The sequence below is a fragment of the Pontimicrobium sp. MEBiC06410 genome, assembly GCF_053601615.1.
The window spans coordinates 1-20,554 of record NZ_JBSHNT010000143.1; the positions used below are offsets into that span (position 1 = coordinate 1).

21 protein-coding genes are annotated in these 20,554 nt (G+C 29.8%); 9 read left to right on the top strand and 12 right to left on the bottom strand.

Going from position 1 to position 20,554, the window contains the following annotated elements; genetic code table 11:
• Both ACVC08_RS04660 and ACVC08_RS04665 read right to left on the bottom strand, forming a co-directional pair.
• On the bottom strand, nucleotides 1-199 hold a 199-nt coding region (locus ACVC08_RS04660; RefSeq protein WP_452601170.1), incomplete at its 3' end, for a hypothetical protein.
• A gap of 207 nt (nucleotides 200-406) precedes the next feature.
• Complete coding sequence (locus tag ACVC08_RS04665; RefSeq protein ID WP_452601171.1) at nucleotides 407-874, bottom strand: hypothetical protein; 468 nt, start codon at nucleotides 872-874, stop codon at nucleotides 407-409.
• A 337-nt stretch (nucleotides 875-1,211) separates the two neighbouring features.
• Between ACVC08_RS04665 and ACVC08_RS04670 the strand changes: the two genes are divergently transcribed.
• The gene (locus ACVC08_RS04670) at nucleotides 1,212-1,574 is read left to right on the top strand and encodes a hypothetical protein (protein WP_452601172.1); all 363 of its coding nucleotides are present in this window, start codon (nucleotides 1,212-1,214) and stop codon (nucleotides 1,572-1,574) included.
• Here ACVC08_RS04670 and ACVC08_RS04675 read toward each other — a convergent pair.
• The 5 genes from ACVC08_RS04675 to pheT form a co-directional block, all read right to left on the bottom strand.
• Nucleotides 1,549-1,755, bottom strand: coding sequence for a hypothetical protein (locus tag ACVC08_RS04675; RefSeq protein ID WP_452601173.1), 207 nt, complete (start codon nucleotides 1,753-1,755; stop codon nucleotides 1,549-1,551). The two genes, ACVC08_RS04670 and ACVC08_RS04675, sit on opposite strands and share 26 nt — an antisense overlap.
• Nucleotides 1,745-2,176, bottom strand: a complete 432-nt coding sequence (locus ACVC08_RS04680; protein WP_452601174.1) for a hypothetical protein — start codon at nucleotides 2,174-2,176, stop codon at nucleotides 1,745-1,747. The genes ACVC08_RS04675 and ACVC08_RS04680 overlap by 11 nt, the downstream gene beginning before the upstream one ends.
• A gap of 100 nt (nucleotides 2,177-2,276) precedes the next feature.
• On the bottom strand, nucleotides 2,277-2,423 hold the full coding sequence (locus tag ACVC08_RS04685; RefSeq protein WP_452601175.1) for a hypothetical protein: 147 nt from the start codon (nucleotides 2,421-2,423) through the stop codon (nucleotides 2,277-2,279).
• 343 nt (nucleotides 2,424-2,766) lie between these two features.
• Nucleotides 2,767-2,961: a hypothetical protein gene (locus ACVC08_RS04690; RefSeq protein ID WP_452599551.1), complete on the bottom strand. Its 195-nt coding sequence runs from the start codon at nucleotides 2,959-2,961 to the stop codon at nucleotides 2,767-2,769.
• Between the two features lie 2 nt (nucleotides 2,962-2,963).
• Nucleotides 2,964-5,393: a phenylalanine--tRNA ligase subunit beta gene (gene pheT / locus ACVC08_RS04695; RefSeq protein WP_452601176.1), complete on the bottom strand. Its 2,430-nt coding sequence runs from the start codon at nucleotides 5,391-5,393 to the stop codon at nucleotides 2,964-2,966.
• Between the two features lie 293 nt (nucleotides 5,394-5,686).
• Here pheT and ACVC08_RS04700 point away from each other — a divergent pair, with 293 nt between their 5' ends.
• Nucleotides 5,687-7,720, top strand: coding sequence for an endonuclease (locus ACVC08_RS04700; protein ID WP_452601177.1), 2,034 nt, complete (start codon nucleotides 5,687-5,689; stop codon nucleotides 7,718-7,720).
• Between the two features lie 103 nt (nucleotides 7,721-7,823).
• Entirely contained in the window at nucleotides 7,824-9,044 is a 1,221-nt protein-coding gene (locus ACVC08_RS04705) for a peroxiredoxin family protein (RefSeq protein ID WP_452601178.1), read from the top strand.
• Between the two features lie 277 nt (nucleotides 9,045-9,321).
• Here the strand turns inward: ACVC08_RS04705 and ACVC08_RS04710 are convergent, their stop codons facing one another.
• Complete coding sequence (locus ACVC08_RS04710) at nucleotides 9,322-10,008, bottom strand: response regulator (protein ID WP_452601179.1); 687 nt, start codon at nucleotides 10,006-10,008, stop codon at nucleotides 9,322-9,324.
• A gap of 617 nt (nucleotides 10,009-10,625) precedes the next feature.
• Here ACVC08_RS04710 and ACVC08_RS04715 point away from each other — a divergent pair.
• From ACVC08_RS04715 to ACVC08_RS04725, 3 genes are read left to right on the top strand one after another with little or no spacing between them, the layout of a single operon-like run.
• The gene (locus ACVC08_RS04715; protein ID WP_452601180.1) at nucleotides 10,626-10,985 is read left to right on the top strand and encodes a hypothetical protein; all 360 of its coding nucleotides are present in this window, start codon (nucleotides 10,626-10,628) and stop codon (nucleotides 10,983-10,985) included.
• A 5-nt stretch (nucleotides 10,986-10,990) separates the two neighbouring features.
• Nucleotides 10,991-11,695 carry a hypothetical protein gene (locus ACVC08_RS04720; RefSeq protein WP_452601181.1) on the top strand — a complete coding sequence of 235 codons (705 nt, stop codon included), beginning with the start codon at nucleotides 10,991-10,993 and terminating at the stop codon, nucleotides 11,693-11,695.
• On the top strand, nucleotides 11,688-12,506 hold the full coding sequence (locus ACVC08_RS04725) for a sensor histidine kinase (protein WP_452601182.1): 819 nt from the start codon (nucleotides 11,688-11,690) through the stop codon (nucleotides 12,504-12,506). Before ACVC08_RS04720 ends, ACVC08_RS04725 begins: the two co-directional genes overlap by 8 nt.
• A gap of 4 nt (nucleotides 12,507-12,510) precedes the next feature.
• Here the strand turns inward: ACVC08_RS04725 and ACVC08_RS04730 are convergent, their stop codons facing one another.
• From ACVC08_RS04730 to panB, 3 genes are all read right to left on the bottom strand, one after another.
• Nucleotides 12,511-13,884 (bottom strand): aldehyde dehydrogenase, encoded by a 1,374-nt coding sequence (locus ACVC08_RS04730; RefSeq protein ID WP_452601183.1) that lies wholly within the window; start codon nucleotides 13,882-13,884, stop codon nucleotides 12,511-12,513.
• A 63-nt stretch (nucleotides 13,885-13,947) separates the two neighbouring features.
• Nucleotides 13,948-14,643 (bottom strand): RluA family pseudouridine synthase, encoded by a 696-nt coding sequence (locus tag ACVC08_RS04735; protein ID WP_452601184.1) that lies wholly within the window; start codon nucleotides 14,641-14,643, stop codon nucleotides 13,948-13,950.
• A 21-nt stretch (nucleotides 14,644-14,664) separates the two neighbouring features.
• Nucleotides 14,665-15,483, bottom strand: a complete 819-nt coding sequence (panB, locus tag ACVC08_RS04740) for a 3-methyl-2-oxobutanoate hydroxymethyltransferase (protein ID WP_452596578.1) — start codon at nucleotides 15,481-15,483, stop codon at nucleotides 14,665-14,667.
• Nucleotides 15,484-15,600: 117 nt separating this feature from the next.
• On the opposite strand from panB, the gene ACVC08_RS04745 reads away from it, so the two are divergent.
• A complete protein-coding gene (locus tag ACVC08_RS04745; protein ID WP_452601185.1) occupies nucleotides 15,601-16,065 on the top strand; it encodes a nuclear transport factor 2 family protein in 465 nt (154 codons plus the stop codon).
• A 112-nt stretch (nucleotides 16,066-16,177) separates the two neighbouring features.
• Here ACVC08_RS04745 and ACVC08_RS04750 read toward each other — a convergent pair whose 3' ends face one another.
• Nucleotides 16,178-17,599, bottom strand: a complete 1,422-nt coding sequence (locus tag ACVC08_RS04750; protein WP_452601186.1) for an L-serine ammonia-lyase — start codon at nucleotides 17,597-17,599, stop codon at nucleotides 16,178-16,180.
• Nucleotides 17,600-17,934: 335 nt separating this feature from the next.
• Between ACVC08_RS04750 and ACVC08_RS04755 the strand changes: the two genes are divergently transcribed.
• Together ACVC08_RS04755 and ACVC08_RS04760 are read left to right on the top strand one after the other, a co-directional pair.
• Complete coding sequence (locus ACVC08_RS04755; protein ID WP_452601187.1) at nucleotides 17,935-19,791, top strand: tetratricopeptide repeat-containing sensor histidine kinase; 1,857 nt, start codon at nucleotides 17,935-17,937, stop codon at nucleotides 19,789-19,791.
• Complete coding sequence (locus ACVC08_RS04760; RefSeq protein WP_452601188.1) at nucleotides 19,788-20,504, top strand: LytR/AlgR family response regulator transcription factor; 717 nt, start codon at nucleotides 19,788-19,790, stop codon at nucleotides 20,502-20,504. Before ACVC08_RS04755 ends, ACVC08_RS04760 begins: the two co-directional genes overlap by 4 nt.
• The last annotated feature ends 50 nt before the right edge of the window (nucleotides 20,505-20,554 follow it).

The window sequence follows — 20,554 nt, forward strand, 5'->3', positions numbered from 1 at the left end:
TAGTTTCTGCTTTATTTATTATGCGCATTAAGTTTTTATCGTTTTCAATGGCTTTAGTGTTAAGCCTAGAAATGTTAACATTACTTTTTAATGCTGTTTGTTGTACTTGTAAAGTATCGTCTTCTTTTTGGCAGTTAAAGGTTAAAAAAGCTATGGATGCACAAAACGCTACTCGTTTTATATGTTTTAATAGTGTCATGTTTTTAAATTTTAATTATTTATCAACCTAGCACATAAACATTTAAAATAATCTGCGAGTAGCTTTACCTTGTAAAACAATGCTCTAATGGGTAAGTGTAGTTTCTATTTTTTCATGTTTTTAGTTCGTTTAAAATTATTGTATTAGTTAGCGTTATTATAGTGGTATTTAGTAAAACCATCGTTTCAATGCGTATCCCTTATATTATTAATTAGGCTTTAAAAACAATACGCTAGAGGCATGCGCCAAAATCTTATAAAAACGATGTTTTAAACCTTTATGTTTTAGCATACCCAATACAGCAAATGTGGGCATACCAATAAATAGGAGCTTTTCTTGTTTTAAATAACGTATGGTGCTTTTATTTATAGCCTTTACAGTCTTTTTGTGGTGTTTTTGGAATACAACTAGCCTTAAATTAACATCTCGCAGTTCTGTAGCTTTACAGTTTTTTAAATCGGCTTTATTTAAAGGCGTTTCGGGTTTACGTATTAAAAACTTAAAGGGTGGCTTATCGTTAAAATAAGCGAGTGCCTCTGTAGTGGTTTTTACTAAAAATACATCTACAAAAGGATAATAGTTGTTAAAATAACATTCTAAGTTCTTTTTATACTGTTCATCTTCGCTAGCTATTATTATTTGTAATGGGGCTATTTCTATAGTCACAATACTCATTTAATTTTTTTATGATTAATAGTTGTTTTTGTCTTCTCAATACAAGATTGAGAACACAGATATAAAAAGACCCTAGCTTTTAGGGAAAGCTTTAAAATAGGGAGCTGGTTAAGGGTCTATTCTATGTTTTTGTTTAAGTATATACAAGCTAGCATTGTATATACTACAGCCATTAATAATTCAACTTATAAATTATTTTTAGGCATATATTTATAACGCCTATAATTAAAGGGGCGTTTGTTTTTTATGTACATTTGGTAGTTAAGGGTGTTATTTGTGTTATAAACACCTTTAATACAAAACAAATATATAGAAAAATATCTCAACTTAATAATAAATGGAGAAAAATATCTCAAATTTAAAACAAAGAATGCTTCATTATATAGCATTTAAAGGTTTGAGTAAGCGACAGTTTTATATAGAAACAGGCATTGCAAATGGTGTTTTAGATAAAACCACTGGACTTTCTGAGGTTAATATAGAGCGATTTATCTCTACTTATAAAGAGGTGAGTTCACGTTGGTTACTTACAGGAATGGGAAGTATGATTTTAGATGATACAGAAGAGCGTATTGAGTGTTCTGAAATAGATGTAGAGTGGAATGAAAAAATGAAAGACGATAAATGGAGGTTAAAGTTTGAAGCCGAAGCTGCTAAATGGGCTTTGCAACAAGCTACGTTATATAACAACCAAAAATAGCATCTAGATCTTTTATATCCATATCTTTTATAGCTAAATGAAACGCGTTTAAATTAGCCTTCTTTTCTTTTTTTAACTTTTCAATATAAAGAGTTAAATCTATATCTAATTCTTCCAAAAATTCTTCAGGAAAACAATCAGCATCAGTTATCTTCTTTTTTTGATCCTCTTTATCCGACATTATCCAAAGTTTTTTTTATGAGTTCTCCTCTTAAGAGTTTATGCTTTTCTAGTGTTTCATCTTTTAAGTCCTTTTCAGATTCATAAATGTATCTAAAAAGCTTTCTTATAATATTTTTAAATTTTTCTTCTGAAGTTAAAAAACCTTTTTGAATTTTAGATAAAAAGAGACCAGAGCAGATAGACAATATTAACATGCTAAACCAATAAAAATATGGAGGGAAGTCTACAGTTCCGAATAATACTTTTTTGGGTAGGAATAGATTTAATAAAAAAAATGAAGAAACAAATAGAAACATATTTGCCCCAATTTTAACCAATTCTTTGTATTTACTTATGGTTTTAGACGCGATAAATTTCATAAACAGAGCAGAACATAATAAGGAATTAATTCTCCCAAAGGCGTTTAAAAAAGAAGACATATATCTATAACCAAATATGCCTTCTGTATCTTTAATACCATAGATTATATGAACAAAAGGAGATATACAACCTATGGATATTAGTAGTGTTAAATATAAACTATTCTTCGTCGTCAGGAATACCGTTACAGTTTCTGTCGTTTGGCGGACAATCTTTTTCAGGGTCGATAATAGCGGTAATGTTTTCATCTTCGGTTACTGGTTCTGTAGTGCAAGAAGTAAATGTAATAGAAACCAGTGTCAGCATTAAAAATGCAATAAATAAATTTTTCATAAGTTAATAAATTGTTTAGGTTGAATATTAAACAATAAATTACTTGATATTTAGTTGCATTTGGTCGGTTAAACTAATTACTTATTCACTAAATTATTAACGTACAGCGATTTGTAAGGGCGTGAATATATACTTTTTTAGTTTAATATCGCTAAGGATTTTCCTTACAATTAGTAAGGATTTTTGTTTTTAACAAAAAAAGAGCAAATACAACACATTGTATTTGCTCAAGCTAAAATATTAATTTATACTCATTGCTTAACAATGAGTACAGCAAAGGTGTTAAATTATTTTGCTAATATTGGGTTTTAACCCTTTATTTAAAATACTTATAAAAACTATTGATACCAAAACCAATTAATAGAATAGATAGCACTAATCTAAAATTACTATAAACTGTTTCAGTAAAATAATGACTGTAAAGTCGATAGCCTCCAACTCCAATAAAAAGGAATCCTAATAGTAAATTAAAAATATTTTTATTGTTTTTTGGAGAATTTTGTTCAGTCATAATTATCTTAATTCTGCACCTAACTTGTTTTCAAAATTAGATTGTAATTTACTCATTATTTTATCAATAACCTTGTCTGTAAGCGTTTTGTGTTCATCTAGAAACATAAAACTTACAGCATAACTCTTTTTACCTTTAGGTAGATTTTTACCTTCGTAGACATCAAACAAACTTACATTTTTAAGTAATTGTTTTTCCGTTTGTTTAGCAATTGTATGTATCTGTTCAAATGTAACATTATCATCTAACAATAACGCAAAATCACGACGAACTTCTGGATATTTTGGTATAGCAGTAAATTTAATTTTATTACGTTTAGCAACTTCAATAATATTATCCCAATTAAAATCGGCAAATAAAACGTTTTGAGAAATGCTAAAGTGTTTTAAAATAGAGTTTTTAACAACTCCAAAAGATACTAAAGGCATTTTATTACCTTGTTCAAACTGCATACCTTCGCTAAACACATCATTTTTAGTAGGAGCAGATCTATATCTATTAATTCCTAAACGTTCTAAAAGTGCTATAATAGTTCCTTTTAAATAAAAGAAATCACTTTTGGTTGCTGTTACACTCCAGTTTTCTGCTACTTTATTACCTGTAGTAAACAAAGTTAAGTGTTTATATTCTTCACGCTTATCGTTATAATTATGGTAAGTTTTACCAAATTCAAATAACTTTAAATCGCTCTGCCTTCTATTTATATTATGTAATATAGATTCTAAACCAGAAAATAATAACGATTGTCTCATTACAGATAAATCATTACTTAAAGGGTTTAGCATAGTAATATTATGCTCTTCCTTTAATTGCTCGCTTAATTTAATATAATTAGGAGTGGTTAACGAATTAGATAGGATTTCGTAAAAACCTTGAGACGCTAGTTGATTACCAACTACGTTTTGTAATTTATGATCCTCAAATCTAGACGTGTTAGAAATGGATGCGTTTAATTTTGTTGTAGTTTCAATGTTGTTATAGCCATATACACGAAGTATTTCTTCTATAACATCTGCTTCACGCTGTACATCATTTCTATAAGCAGGAACAGTAAGGCCCAAACCAGCTTCTGTTACATTATTAACCTTAATCTCTAAAGAAGAAAGAATGCTTTTTATTGTTTCTCTAGGTATTTCTTGTCCAATTAATCTTGTAACGTTATCGAAACTAATACGTACCTGAAAATCTTCTATTTTATTAGAGTAATCATCAGAAATATCACTAGTAATTTCTCCGCCTGCAATATCTTGTATTAATAAAGCAGCACGTTTTAAAGCATATTCTGTAATATTAGGGTCTATACCTCTTTCAAACCTAAAAGAAGCATCGGTATTTAAAGCGTGGCGTTTTGCTGTTTTTCTAACACCAACAGGATTAAAGTAGGCACTTTCTAAAAAGATATTAGTGGTTTGTTCTGAGACTCCAGAATCTAAACCTCCAAAAACCCCTGCAATACATAATGGTTTTTCTGTATCGCAAATCATTAAATCATCTTCATGTAATTCACGCTCAAGACCATCTAAAGTAGTAAATTTAGTACCAGCTTCTACGGTTTTTACTTCAATTTTATTACCTGCAATTTTATTAGCATCAAAAGCATGAAGTGGTTGCCCTAATTCATGTAAAACATAATTAGTAATATCTACAATATTATTTATGGGCGCTAAACCAATAGCTTTTAATCTATGTTGTATCCATGCAGGAGATTCTCCAACTTTTACTCCAGATATTGTTACACCACAATAGCGAGGTGCTAATTCTTTATTTAATACTTCAACATCTATTTTTAAAGTTCTATTCTCAACATGAAAAGCACTAACAGAAGGTGTAATTAATTCTAAAGTAATATCCTTTTGTTGTAATCCTGCTTTTAAATCGCGAGCAGTACCAAAATGACTCATAGCATCAGCTCGATTTGGTGTTAAACCAATCTCGAAGACTTGATCATTTTCAATATTAAATAAACTAGAAGCAGGAGTTCCTACTTTAGTATCATTATCTAAAACCATGATACCATCATGAGATTTTCCTAGACCTAGTTCATCTTCAGCACAGATCATACCATGACTTTCCTCGCCTCGAATTTTTCCTTTCTTTATAGTCCAAGCTTCTCCTTCTTCTGTATATAGAGTAGTGCCTATGGTTGCAACAGGAACTTTTTGCCCCGCAGCCACATTTGGTGCTCCACAAACAATTTGTACAGGAGCATCTTCACCAATGTTTACGGTTGTTACTTTTAAACGATCTGCATTGGGGTGTTGCGTACAAGTTAATACCTCACCAACGACTACACCTTCTAAACCGCCTTTTACACTTTGGTAAGCTTCTAAACCTTCGACTTCTAAACCTAAGTCTGTAAGTAATTCACTTGTTTGTTCTGGTGACCAATCTGTTTTAATAAATTGCTTTAACCAGTTATATGAAATTTTCATCGATAGATGTTTGTTTTTAATTTAAAATAATGCAACCTAAACTATTTATACAGATAACATTTTAAGACAACAAATATAAGAATAGTTGAGAGTTCTGGAAATTGAAAAAAGTGTTTTGTTTTAAAAATAGTTATTAACAGTTTTATAAATTGTAATTAACCTAATGGTAAAGAATTACTAACTATTAGTTACTATTTTCGAACGCTTATTCGAAAACAAGAAAAATTTTAGGTGAATACTAATTAAATTGCTTTATTACATAGATTAAAAACAACCAAAAAGACACAATTAAAATGAAACAAAAATTATTAATCCTACTGCTATTGGTTTCATCAATAGCATTCTCTCAAATCCCTGCATACTATAATGGAGTAGATGTTACACAAAATGGAACTGCTCTAAAAGATGATTTAGCAACTAAAATAATTAGTACGCATACTACTTTTTTAAGTTACACACCAGGCGTATGGAACGCATTAGAAAATGCAGATCAAGACCCAAATAATTCTAATAATGTACTATTAATATACGGGTATGATGATACAGATGGTAATGCGAAAACAGATAGAAGTAGAGCTAAATCTAGTAGAGGAGGAGGTTTAGGGCTTTGGAATAGAGAGCACTCTTACCCAAAATCTTTAGGAACTCCAGACCTAGGTACATCAGGCCCAGGAAGCGATGCGCATCATTTACGCGCAAGCGATGGGCAAATGAACTCTACTAGAAACAATAGAAAATATGCTAGTGGAAATGGAAATGCTGGCATAACAGCTCAAGGGCATTTTTATCCAGGAGATGAATGGAAAGGAGATGTTGCACGTATGATGCTATTTATGTATTTACGCTATGGAGACCGTTGTTTACCTAAAAATGTTGGTGTAGGTAATGCTTTAACTGTAGATAATAATATGATAGACTTGTTCTTACAATGGAATGTTGATGACCCAGTAAATGCATTTGAAGATAATAGAAATAATGTTATAGCTGGAATTCAAGGAAACAGAAATCCATTTATAGATAACCCAGCCTTTGCTACTAAAATATGGGGTGGCCCACAAGCAGAGGATCGTTTTGGAACAGGAACAGGTTCAGGAGGCGGAAACCCAGACCCAGTTGCAGAGTTGTTTATATCTGAATATGTAGAAGGATCATCTAATAATAAAGCTATAGAAATAGCCAATTTTACTGGAGGCTCTGTAAACCTTTCAACTTACACAATAAAAAAACAAACTAATGGAGCTGGAAGCTGGAGTTCTGGTTATAACTTAAGTGGCACATTAACTAATGAGAATGTTTATGTTGTAGCAAATAGTAGTGCATCTACTTCAGTAACTTCAAAAGCAAATATAACAACTGGTAATTCTGCTTTAACATTTAATGGGAATGATGCTGTAGGTTTATTTAAAAATGGAGTATTAATAGACATAGTAGGTACTTTTAACGGAGGTAGCTCTAATTTTGCTAAAGATAAAACGCTAAGAAGAAAAGCATCAGTTTCTAGTCCTAATACAACATATACTTTAAATGAATGGACAACATTTGCACAAAATACATTTAATGACTTAGGTACACATACTGTAAGTGGAAGTGCAAACCCTAATCCAACACCAACACCAGCGCCAGTAAATTACTGTAGCTCTAAAGGGGAGAATTCTAATTTCGAATATATAGACTTTGTAGGTATTGGTGGTATTTCTAATGCAACGGCTTCAAATGCGGGTTATGCCGATTTTACAAACCAGACAGGAAACGTGTCTTATGGAGCCAATACAATTGTTTTAAGTGCTGGCTTTGCTAGTACAACTTATACAGAGTATTTTAAAGTTTGGATAGACTTTAATAAAAATGGTACGTTTGAAGCCGCAGAAGAAGTTGTTACAGGATCTACTTCTAGCTCGGGTAATTTATCATATAACTTTAATATACCAAACTCAGCATTAGCAGGACAGACAAGAATGCGTGTTTCTATGAAATGGGATGCTACGCAAACAGCTTGTGAAACATTTTCTTATGGAGAAGTTGAAGATTACACAATTAATATTGGAAGTAGCTCAAAACTAGCGGGCGATTATATGCACATAGATGGAGCGTTAACTAAGTCAGTAAAAATATACGATGCTAACATATATAACACATTTTCAGGATTAAAAGTTAGTATGAAAGACGACAGACCTATAACGTACATTATATATAATTTAGCAGGAATAGAAGTAGATAAAGGTGCATTTAAACGTAACTTAAATGTAAAAACACTGGAGAGCGGTACTTACATTTTTCGTTTATACGATGGGCAACGCGTTATTCAAAAGAAGGTAATTAAAAACTAAACACATAAGAACTTTATAAGAAAAGCTCAACTTTGCAGTTGGGCTTTTTTATTTGTAATTAATTTGTTGTTTCTTCGAATAATAATAACAAAAGAAATTAATAATGCGCCATTTACTTAGTCTTATAATTGCCTTAGCAATATTTTCATGCAAAACTGAAAATAAAACAGAAAAAACCTCAGAAAAACTATCAAAAGGACAGTATAGAGCAGAATTAAAAGTAAGTGGTACAGAAGTCTTACCATTTACATTTAAAGTCAAAGATGCCAATCAATTAGATGTTTTTAATGCAGAAGAAGTAATAACAGTAGATGAAATAACGTACAGAAATGATTCTGTGTATATTAAAATGCCTGTTTTTGAAGGTTATTTATCTGCAAAAATCGAAAATGAAAAACTTAACGGTAGTTTTGTAAAAGCTGGCCTAAATAGAGTAGTCCCATTTTCTGCTGAAAAAAAAGAAGGAAGATTTGATATAAATAAACAACAAGAAGCAAACGTTACTGGTAATTGGGAAACTGTTTTTAGCCCAAATACAGAAGATAAATATATAGCCAAAGGGATTTTTAAGCAAAAAGGAAATAAAGTAACAGGAACTTTTAGAACAGAGACCGGAGATTATCGCTATTTAGAAGGTGTAATTAATGGAAATGAAATGAAACTCTCTACTTTTGATGGCGCTCATGCATTTTTATTTACAGCCACAGTAACCGATTCTACATTAAATGGAACATTTTATTCAGGAAACCACTGGAAAGAACCATTTACCGCAAAACGTAACGAAACTTACGAGTTACCAAACTCAAACGACTTAACATATTTAAACGAGGGTTATGACAGTTTAAGCTTTACATTTCCAGATAAAAATGGGAAAAAAGTGTCTCTTACAGATGAGCGCTTTAAAGATAAGGTTGTACTTGTACAAATTATGGGAACGTGGTGCCCAAATTGTTTAGATGAAAGTAAATATTATTCTAAATACTATAAAGCTAATAAAGTTAAAGGTTTAGAAATAGTAGCGTTAGCCTTTGAATATGCAAAAACTGAAGAAAAAGCATTTTCTAACATAAAACGTTTGTCAGACAGAATAGATATAGAATACCCAATATTACTGGCACAAACAGGAACTACAAGTAAAACTAAAGCACAAGAAAAGCTACCAATGTTAAACCATGTGTTAAGTTATCCAACAACAATATTTTTAGACAAAAAAGGAAAGGTTCGTAAAATACATACAGGTTTTAATGGGCCAGCAACTGGAGAAAAATTTACCGAGTTTAAAACAGAGTTTGAAGGTTTTGTAGAACAGCTTTTAAACGAATAAAAACGTTAAAAATACTATTAAAAAAGGCTCTTAATTTTAATTAAGAGCCTTTTTTAATTCACGATTTTTAGAATGATAAAATATTGTTTTTTTGTTTTACTTGATATGTTTTTGATGTAACTATTTGATAATTAGTTGTTTATTGTTGTAAGGTTTTTTGGAAAAACACTTGAATTTAAACAAGAAATGAGAGGAAGTGCAGAAATTATAACAGAAGAACTAACCCTAATAGAAAGAATATTTACCAATTTAGAGAACTCTTTAGATAATGATATTTTTATATAAAGCCCATTTCTTTTGCTTTTGTAATAAGTTCCTTATCGTTGTTTACACTTTTTACATCAAAAGTTCGCTTTAAATTACGTTTTCTTTTTTCTATACCAGCAAGAGATAGGGGTAGAATGTTAGGCAAATCTTTCATTTTGGTGTTAATAGATAACTCGTAAAGAAGTTTTCTATCTATATTATCAAGAAGTAAGTTGTTAGAGACCTCTTTTCTTATTTGAGAAGATACCGTTTTACTATAATATGTAGAGCCACCAAGAACATTTTTAACGGCAGTTTCTAATTCATTATGGTCAATATCACTTTTAATTAAAAAGCCATCGGGATTAAGGTTTTTTAGAATGCTATGAATTCTATAATTATTACCATAAGCGGTAGAAATGATAACTTTAGAATTAGGTAATAAGGAGTTGATTTTTAACCCTAAATCTTCACCAGAAAGTATTTTTCCATCTCTAGAAGAAGGTAAACTTATATCTAAAAAAATAAGGTTAATATTTTTAGAGAATTTATGGGAGTTTCTAATTATCGAGTAAGCGTCGTCACAGTTATGAGCAATATTTACATCAAAACTAATGTCTTTATTTTGGTCGTTTATTGAATGTAGAACATTTTTATAAACTTCAGTAATCATAGGGTGGTCATCTACTATTAATACCGAATATTTTTGATTTTTCATTTTTTACTAAAGAAAATTTCTTTTTTTACATGTATATTATCTCATATAAAAAGAATTGATTTAGTAGGGTTTCAATTTATTTAATAAGAATTATTTTTTAAATTACTAATAATAGACTACACAAGTAGCATTATAGTAAATACGATTAAAACATACCTATTGGATCATATAAGTTTCATATTCATTGTTTATAATTATATTAATAACGATTTCTGCATATGCATAATTTTAGATTAAAGGTAAAGAGCAAATATAAAATTTCAAAGGTCATTTACTTAAAAAAGATAATGTTTTGTAAATAAAAAGTTGAAAGCCCTATAAATACTACAATTCCATAATATATGTAATTTACAAAAAAGAAATAACTAGTTAAAATTTTATAAAAAATAGTATAGAGTCTTGATTATTAGAGAAGATACCACTAATTACTAATAACCCAAGCTAGTTTCATTAAATAAATAGTAGCATTTTAGAAACTTTTTTCCTACATTAGAACTTTAATATGCTATTATTAACCAAAATATTAATCATTAATTTAAGAAAAATGAAAAGTACTCATAGTATCTTCTTGAGCTTATTTTAATGTGTTAGTATTTTTAAAAATCCCCAATTAAATTATGTCAGGAATTAAAACATCAAAAGAAGGAAGAGCATTAGATCAAGCGTTTAATGGAAGACACGCAGCAATAAGTAAACTTATTGGTAAAGATGACAATCGTTCTTCATGGTGGTCTATTGAAGATTTAGAAAATTATATAGCTCATGCAAAAGCGCAGGCTAAAGAATTAGGTTATACTTTAAGCGGTATTCGCGCTTATGAAGGCGCAGAGAGCGATGAAGGTTATACCACTATTTTTCTATCTCCAACAGGGAGATCTAATACAGAACGATCCAGTGGTAAAGGAGATATTCCAGGTGGAGATATTTTAAATGACGGAGTAGCAGGTGTACCACCAAGTGCAAATTACCCGCAATAATATTAGTGGAAGAGTTTTTAAAATATAATTATACTCTCATAACACATAGTGTTGAAATTATAGCAGCTGTAACAGGTTTATTATTTTATAAAAAATATAAACTAACAGCTGCTAAGTATTTTATATGGTTTTTAGTTTATATTAATGTATGTGAAGGTTTAGCAGAATATTCTAATTATGTAAAGAATGATGGTATTTTGAGTTTTTTAGATGGAACACTATTCGAGAAAAATTATTGGTGGTCTGCATTGTATTGGAAGATTGGTTCTATTCTATTCTTTTCATTCTATTATTATAATATACTTAAAAATTACAGGCACAAGCTCATAATAAAATACACATCTATTTTATTTATGCTAATCTCATTAATATACATTTTATTTCATTTTAAAGATTTTTTTATTAGAAACCTTCCTATTATTAGTGTTATGGGGGCTCTTGTAATTATATTATGTTCAGTATTATATTTTATTCAAATTTTGCAAAGTGAAAGGATATTAACTTTTTATAAATCGTTGAATTTTTATATCAATAGCGCGATTTTGATATGGTGGTTGGTTATAACTCCTTTAGTTTTTTATGACGTTTATTTTGGTGAAAGAGACTGGGATTTTGTAATATTAAAATGGCAGATATATTTATTTTCCAATATATTTATGTATTCTGTATTTACTTTCGGTTTAATTTTTTCAGATGCTAAAAATGATTAATTTACTTATATTTACACAGGTTATTGAGAAACCTGTATCTACAGCGGCAGAAAGATACTTACTACTATACATGGTAGGAGTATTAATAATTGTCTGTACACTAATCATCCTATTTTTTATAGTTTTCCAAAAAAGAAAAAACAAACTTATTTTGGACAAAATTGCACAACAGCAAGCTTTTGAAGAAGAACTATCAAAAACCCAATTAGAAATACAGGAGCAAACACTTAAAAATATAGGGCAGGAGTTACATGATAATGTAGGGCAAATTTTATCTGTTGCAAATATGAATTTGAGCATACTAAGTATGCAAATTTCTGATGATATTAAAGAGTCTTTTGTAGAAACTAAAAATGCTGTAAAAGAAAGCCTAAGTGAATTAAGAGCACTTTCTAAATCATTAAATAGCGATGTAATAGTAAACAAAGGACTGCAACAATCTATAGAGCATGAGGCAAGACGTTTAAATAAGCTAAACTTACTTAAAACAACATTAGATATTAAAGGTAATCCAGAAAATTATAAAGACAGTAAAAACAGTATTATTTTATTTAGAATCATTCAAGAATTTATTTCCAATACTGTAAAATACTCTAAAGCCACTTTATTAGAAATAGTATTAGATTATAAAGCAGATAAGTTAAAAATTATAGTTTCAGATAATGGAAAAGGTTTTAATGTTAGTGAAGTAGAAAAAGGCTCAGGTTTGCTAAACATGAGAAATAGAGCGACATTAATAAATGCGAGTTATAGTTTAAAGTCTAACCTTGGAGAAGGTGTAATTTTAGAGCTGAGTTATAACTATAACTAACCTTTTAAGAAAGCCACTTAAATAGTGTTTTTATAACCTTTAGTTTGCCTTTGTACGGTGCATATCTAAAAGGCAGGTCTAACCAATTGGCTTTTGTAACCACGCCTTTTTTATGAGAAAAAGTATCAAATGATAATTTACCATGATAAGCACCAATACCACTATTTCCAACACCTCCAAAAGGTAACTTGTGGTTTACAAAATGAACAACAGTATCATTTATGGCTCCACCACCAAACGAAAATCTATTTATAAGTGCCTTTGCTTTACGTTTATTGTTACTAAAAACGTATAGTGATAAAGGTTTATGGTAATTAAAAATAATAGAATCTATTGTAGAAATATCTTCATAACTGATGACAGGTAATATTGGACCAAAAATTTCATCTTTCATAACCTCACTATCTAATTTAGGCTCATCTATTATAGTTGGCGCAATATATAGAGAATCTATATCCGTTTGGCCGCCAATAACACAAGTTTCTTCATAAAGCATTTGCTCTAAACGCTTAAAATTCTTTTCATTTATTATGCGGGCAAAATCATTAGACTCTTTTGGGGTTTTAGAGTATGCTAATTCAATTTCTTTTTCTAATGCTTTATAAAATTGTGCTTTTACAGACTTATGAATTAAAATATAATCTGGAGCAATACAAGTTTGCCCAGCATTTATAAATTTTCCCCATACAATACGTTTGGCACTTAATTTTATATTTGCAGTTTCATCTATAATACAGGGGTTTTTACCTCCTAACTCTAATGTTACTGGTGTTAAATGCTCCGCTGCGGCCTTTGCTACTATTTTACCAACAAAAACACTTCCTGTAAAAAAAATATAATCCCAACGTTGTGCTAATAACTCTGTAGATATAGTTACACCTCCTTTAACAACGCTAACATGATTAGGCTTAAAAACTGTAGTTATTATATTCTCTACAACATTAGAAGTGTTGGGAGTTAATTCACTAGGTTTTAAAATAACAGTATTACCAGCAGCTACGGCCGCAATTAAAGGCGCTAAAGCTAATTGATAAGGATAATTCCATGGTGCTATAATAAGCGTATTACCATAAGGCTCGGAGTATATTTTATCAGAAGAAGGAAAATTTAAAAGAGAAGGCATTACACGTTTAGGTTTTGCCCATTTTGTAAGTTTCTTTATTGTTAAATCTAATTCAGAAATTACCATAGCGATTTCTGTAGCATAAGATTCAAAAACAGGTTTTTTAAAATCTTTATATAGTGCTGAGTTTATTTCATCTTCACGTTTAATAAGCTCTATTTTTAAGCGTTTAAGAATCGCTTTTCTAAAACTAATAGATTTGGTCTCACCAGTTTTAAAATAGTCTTTTTGAGATTTTAATAATTCAGGTATCATAAAATAGTTTAAGCTATAAAGTTATAAAAGTTTTCAATAAAGAAACTAATACGCTTTACTGTATTAATAACAAGCGTTCCAAAGTGCATCTTTAGGAAGCGGAGCAGTTATATTTAATTCTTTTTTTGAAACAGGATGAATAAAACGTATCTGCCTAGCATGTAAATGAATGCTGGCATCTTTATTACTACGATCAAATCCATATTTAAGATCTCCTTTTATAGGGCTTCCAATACTTGATAATTGACAACGTATTTGATGATGCCTACCTGTTTCTAAATTAATTTCTAGTAGTGAATAGTTCTCAAGCGATTTTAATACTTTATAATGTAAAATCGCTTTTTTACTGTCTTTAACCTCTTTGCTATAAGGAGTAGATTTGTTGTTTTTTGGATTCTTTTTAAGCCAGTGTATTAGCGTGTCTGCGTGTTTTTTAGGCTTATTTTTAACTAAAGCCCAATAGGTCTTAGAAATATCTTTAGAAACAAACAACTTATTTAAGCGTGGTAGAGCCTTACTTGTTTTAGCAAAAATAACTAAACCAGTGGTAGGTCTGTCTAGCCTATGCACAGTACCTAAATAAACATTACCTGGCTTATTATATTTTTCTGCAATATATTCCTTAACAATATCGCTAAGAGGTTTATCTCCTGTTTTATCTCCTTGTACAATATCTCCAGCACGTTTATTAACTACTATAATGTGGTTATCTTCATAGATAACTTGTAGATTAGATTTGTTAGATATTATTTTAGACATTATTTGTAAAACTCCAAGCAATTAATATTGCTCCTTTTCACTAGGGAAGCTGCCATTTTTAACATCTTCTGCATACTGGCTAAAAGCATTAGTCATATCTTCATATAAATTCATATAGCGACGCAAAAAACGAGGGTTAAATTCATGCGTCATGCCTATCATGTCATGTGTTACTAGTACTTGCCCATCTACACCAGACCCAGCGCCAATACCAATAACAGGGATAGAAACACTAGCTGCCACTTCTTGCGCTAATTTTGCAGGGATTTTTTCTAAAACAATAGCAAAACAACCTGCTTTCTCTAGCATTAAAGCATCTTCCTTTAATTTAATAGCTTCTTGCTCTTCTTTGGCGCGAACTGTATAAGTTCCAAATTTATATATAGATTGAGGGGTTAAACCCAAATGTCCCATAACAGGTATTCCTGCATGTAGAATACGTTTTATAGAATCTTTAACTTCTTTACCACCTTCCATTTTTACAGCATGTCCACCAGACTCTTTCATTATTCTAATAGCAGAGCGCAATGCTTCTTTTGGATCACTTTGGTAACTACCAAAAGGTAAATCTACCACAACAAGAGCACGTTCTATAGCTCTAACTACCGAAGATGCATGATAAATCATTTGATCTAAGGTAATAGGTAATGTTGTTTCATGTCCGGCCATTACATTACTTGCCGAATCCCCAACAAGAATAACATCTATTCCTGCACCATCAACAATTTTAGCCATTGTATAATCGTATGCAGTTAGCATAGAAATTTTTTCACCATTGGCTTTCATATCTACTAAAGATTTAACAGTGACTCTTTTGTATTGTTTTTTTGCTACAGACATTTATAATAATTTAATATAGATTGTAAAAATACTAAATTAAGTAGATACTGTTAAACTTTTCTTTAATACTAAAGTACTTTTCTATATATATTTTACATTCGTAAAAAATCAATAATTATGGTCCGTATAATTACAATTATTGTAGTATTAATTGCTAATATTATAACAGCTCAAGTACAAGTAGACGAAAAGGTTGCAGTTAAACAAACAATAGAAACTTTTTTTGAAGGATTCCATAAAGGCGACACTACCTTAATGAAGTCTGTAATGATGGGGAAGTTTACAACACAAACAGCATATAAAAACAAAGCAGGTAAAGACATGCTTGTTACAGATAATTCTACTAAATTAATTGAAACTATTGGTAAAAGACCAGCAGACCAAAAATGGGATGAACGCTTATTAGATTTTAAAATAAGGGTAGATGGTAATATGGCAAATGCTTGGACACCATACGAATTTTGGTTTAATGGAAATTTTTTGCATTGTGGAGTAAATTCTTTTCAACTATTTAAAGATAATGGAACTTGGAAAATTATTTATTTAATAGATACTAGACGTAAAAAAGGTTGTAAAGAATAATTATAGAAATATTTTAATATATAAAAAACAGAAGTTAGTAGCTTCTGTTTTTTTATTATTTCTATTTTAATCTGTATCGATTATTTAGGACTAGAGATATTTCTTAATAGAATTAGCAATCTGCCATATTTACACGAATGGCTAACCCTCCTTCACTAGTTTCTTTATATTTCGTGTTCATATCTTTTGCAGTTTCCCACATGGTATCAACAACTTTATCTAAAGGCACTTTAGCATTACTAGGGTCTGTTTCTAAAGCTAATTCGGCGGCATTAATTGCTTTTATAGCTCCCATAGAATTTCTTTCAATACAAGGTATTTGTACTAAACCACCTATAGGGTCGCAGGTAAGCCCTAAGTGATGTTCCATTGCTATTTCTGAAGCAATTAAAACTTGTTCTGGAGTACCACCTAACAACTCACATAAAGCTCCAGCTGCCATTGCAGAAGATACACCTATTTCTGCTTGACAACCTCCCATAGCGGCACTAATAGTAGCTCCTTTTTTAAAGATGCTTCCTATTTCGCCAGCAACTAATAAAAATTGCTTTATGTGTTTAAAATCGGCATCATGATTTTCTATAACCATATAATACATTAAAACTGCAGGAATTACACCAGCACTTCCATTTGTTGGGGCTGTAACAACACGACCTAAAGCAGCATTTACTTCATTAACACTAAGTGCAAAACAACTAACCCATTTTAATATTTGGCGAAACTTAACTTCACTTTGTCTTATGCTTTGTAGCCAATCTTGAGAGGTTATATAAGGTACCTCTACATTTAACTTTTTATGCATATCAAAAGCACGACGACGAACATTTAACCCGCCAGGTAAAGTCCCCTCGGTATGGCATCCAGTAAACATGCAATCTAGCATGGTTTTCCATATTCTTTCAAGCTCATAATCAATAGTAGTATTATCGCGTAGTGAACGTTCGTTTTCTAAAACAATTTCAGAAACCGATTTGTTTTCAGCTTTACAATAGTTTATTAATTCTGAAGCTTTGTCTATTGGAAAAGGAAATTCACTTTTTAATTCTTTATTCTCTTCATGTACCGTACGTTCTTCTTTTACAACAAAACCACCTCCTATAGAGTAAAATGTAGATTGATGAACCTCAGATTCATCATAAGCCGTAAAAGTCATACCATTGGCATGAAAAGGAAGGAAGTTTTTATTAAATACAATATCATTATTAATGTCAAAAGGAATAATCATTTCATTATTTAATACTAGCTTTCCTGTATTTTGAATAGAAGCGATAATAATATCAATAGTTTCTGTAGGTATAACTTCGGGATCACTACCGCTTAAACCTAGCATTACAGCCAAATCTGTAGCATGCCCTTTTCCGGTTAGAGATAATGATCCGTATAAATCTATTTTAACACGTTTAACATCTTTAAATTTATTATCTTCTTTCAATTCATAAAGCCAGCGTTCTGCTGCTCTCCATGGTCCTAAAGAGTGAGAGCTAGAAGGGCCAACTCCAATTTTTAGCATATCGAAAACCGAAATACACTCCATATTTACTTAATTAATTAGAAAAACAAATATATAGTATTGTGTTTTATAAGTTTAATAGAATTTCAAGTAATTTTTTGTTTTTAAAACCTAGTTATAACTTTCTTAAATTTATATAAATACGGGCCGAAGTGTGCTACTTTTTAGGGATAAAACGCTGCTTTTTTGGTATATAAACTAAGGCTTTGTAGTATTATCTATAAGTAATTATAATTTTGAAATAATTATATTGCAAAAAGTCATTTTTTGTTATAATGTTGAAAAAAATATTTTTTTTAAGCTTAGTATTCAATTGTTTATTGTGTTTCTCGCAAACAAACGAGTTCAAAACTAAATTTTTGAACGCAACATTAAAGCAAAAAATTGAATTATACGATTCAATTTCAGATTCCTTAAAAAAGACTTATTCTTCCTTTTTTAAAAAAGAATTAAAAGCACTAAACAATTCTCAAATTACTAATTCAGATAAGGCAAAAATAGCTATAATACTAGCAGATATAGATAGAAACCAAGGAAAATATATAGAGAGTGTAAATACCTTACGAACGCTTTTAGAAGAAGGTAATGTTCCTTTAGCAGACAGTATAGACGTATTAGATAATTTGAATAAAACGTACTATTCACTTGGTTTGTATTCTGAAATTTTCGAGATAAATACTCAAATAAATAATTTAATAGACAAAGGAGCATATTATCCCTTATGGACCTATAATGTTAATAGTAAACTTTACCAACAATTAAATCAATATGAGAAAGCTGCTAAAGCATTAAAAATTGAAATAAAACAACTAGATAAAAACGAAAGAAGAGACTCTTTAATTATACCGTCTGCATATAATAATTTAGGATACTATTATTTTAAGGCAGCAAAAATGGATACAGCATTATTTTATTTTAATAAATCCTTAAAAGTTGCATCAAAATCATTGTCTAATGACCCAGTTAATAGAAATAGAATTATTGGTTTAGTACATGGTAATATCGCTGAAATTTTTATTATAAAAAAAGAATATAAAAAGGCTATTCCTTTATTACAAGAAGAGGTTAAATACAGTTTAGAATATAATCAAGACAAAAACAATTTAGTAAAAGCTTATTGTTTATTAGCCGAAGCATATATTAATACCTCTGCAAAAGAAGATGTTATTAGAGATGTATTTAAAGCCGTAGAAAAGCAATTATTAATAAGCCCACATAGTAAAAATAAAATTACATTTTATAAACAGAAATCTGCATTTTATAAAAAACGAAAACAAATGGATTCTGCTAATTTTTGGCTGAATGAAACGTTTAAAACACATAATGAAATAGAAGAATTTAATAAAGCTAGAGTAATAAAAACAAACGAATTAATTTTAGAAATTAATAAAAAGGATAAAGAGATTGAAGCTTTTAAAATAGAAGTTAAAAACAATGAGTTACTACAAAAAAATAAACAACAAAAAAGACTCTTTGTGTTTTTATTTATACTATCAATATTATTACTAATAAGTATATATGGTGTTTATAGAATAAAGAAAGACAAAAAAATATTATTAAGTAAGAATACAGAAATACAGAATAAAAATAAAGAAATTGAGAAGGCACTTATTGAAAAAGAAATATTATTAAAAGAAGTGCACCATAGAGTTAAAAATAATTTGCAAATAATATCGGGATTATTAGAACTGCAGAATATAAAGGTGGATGATCAAGAAATAAAAATAGCTCTAGAAGAAGGTAAAAATAGAATTCAGTCGGTAGCACTTATACATAAAATGATGTATCAATCTGATGCAATCAGTAAAATTAAAATGCAAGAGTACCTTGAAGAGCTGGTAGCCATGTTAAAAGTTTCTTATGAAAACCCTCAAAAACCGATAGATATTATTATAAATGTAGAAAAAATAAGTATTGATATCGCTAAAGCTGTGCCAATAAGTTTAATTATTAATGAGGCGACTTGTAATGTCTATAAACATGCTTTTACAACTGAAACCGAAAGAAGGTTAGAGGTTGTATTAAAACAAACAAGTAGTAACAATGAACTTATATTAGAAATAAAAGATAATGGTAGAGGTTTACCCAAAAATTATAGTTTAGAAAACTCAAAAACTATAGGTTTCGATTTAATTAAAGGGCTAACTAGACAGCTAAAAGGAAACTTAGTGGTTAAGAATAGCAATGGATTAACTATACAAATACAATTTAAATGAGCAAAGATGTAAAGGTATTAATAGTAGAAGATGAGTATATTACTGCCAAATTAATTGCAGAGTATTTAGAAAAAAACAATTATTCAATTGTTGGCATAGCAGTTTCTACAGAAGAAGCTTTACAATATTTAAAAGAAGACATTCATTTAGTAATATTAGACATTAATTTAAATGAAGAAAGAGATGGGATATGGTTGGCGAATTATATAAATATTAATTATAACATTCCTTTTGTATTTTTAACGGCATATTCAGACAAGTCTACCATTTCTAAAGCAATAGAAACAGACCCTTACAACTATTTAATTAAACCTTTTCAAAAACCAGAATTATTTTCTGCGATAGAATTGGCGTTACATAAACATGAAAAGAAAGCAAAAGCAAATAAAAAAGGGACGCTATTATTAAAAAACATAGACAAATTCGATCAAGTTAGTATAGATTCAATATTATTTATAGAATCCAAAAAAAACTATTTATTTATATACACAGAAGATAGAGAGTATAAATATAGAGCTACAATTAAAGAATTTATTAACCAATTAACAGAAGCTTTCGTACAAGTGCATAGAGGTTTTATTGTAAACATTCATGCCATAGAATCCATGGATAAAACGAAGCATACTATTTATATTAAAAATTATACTATACCAGTCTCTAATTCTTTCAAAAGGAGTTTGTTAGAAAAAATAAAAATATTTAAATATCCCTAAAATAAGTCCTTTTGTCCCACAAATTGTATTCTTTTGGGATAAGAAAGCAT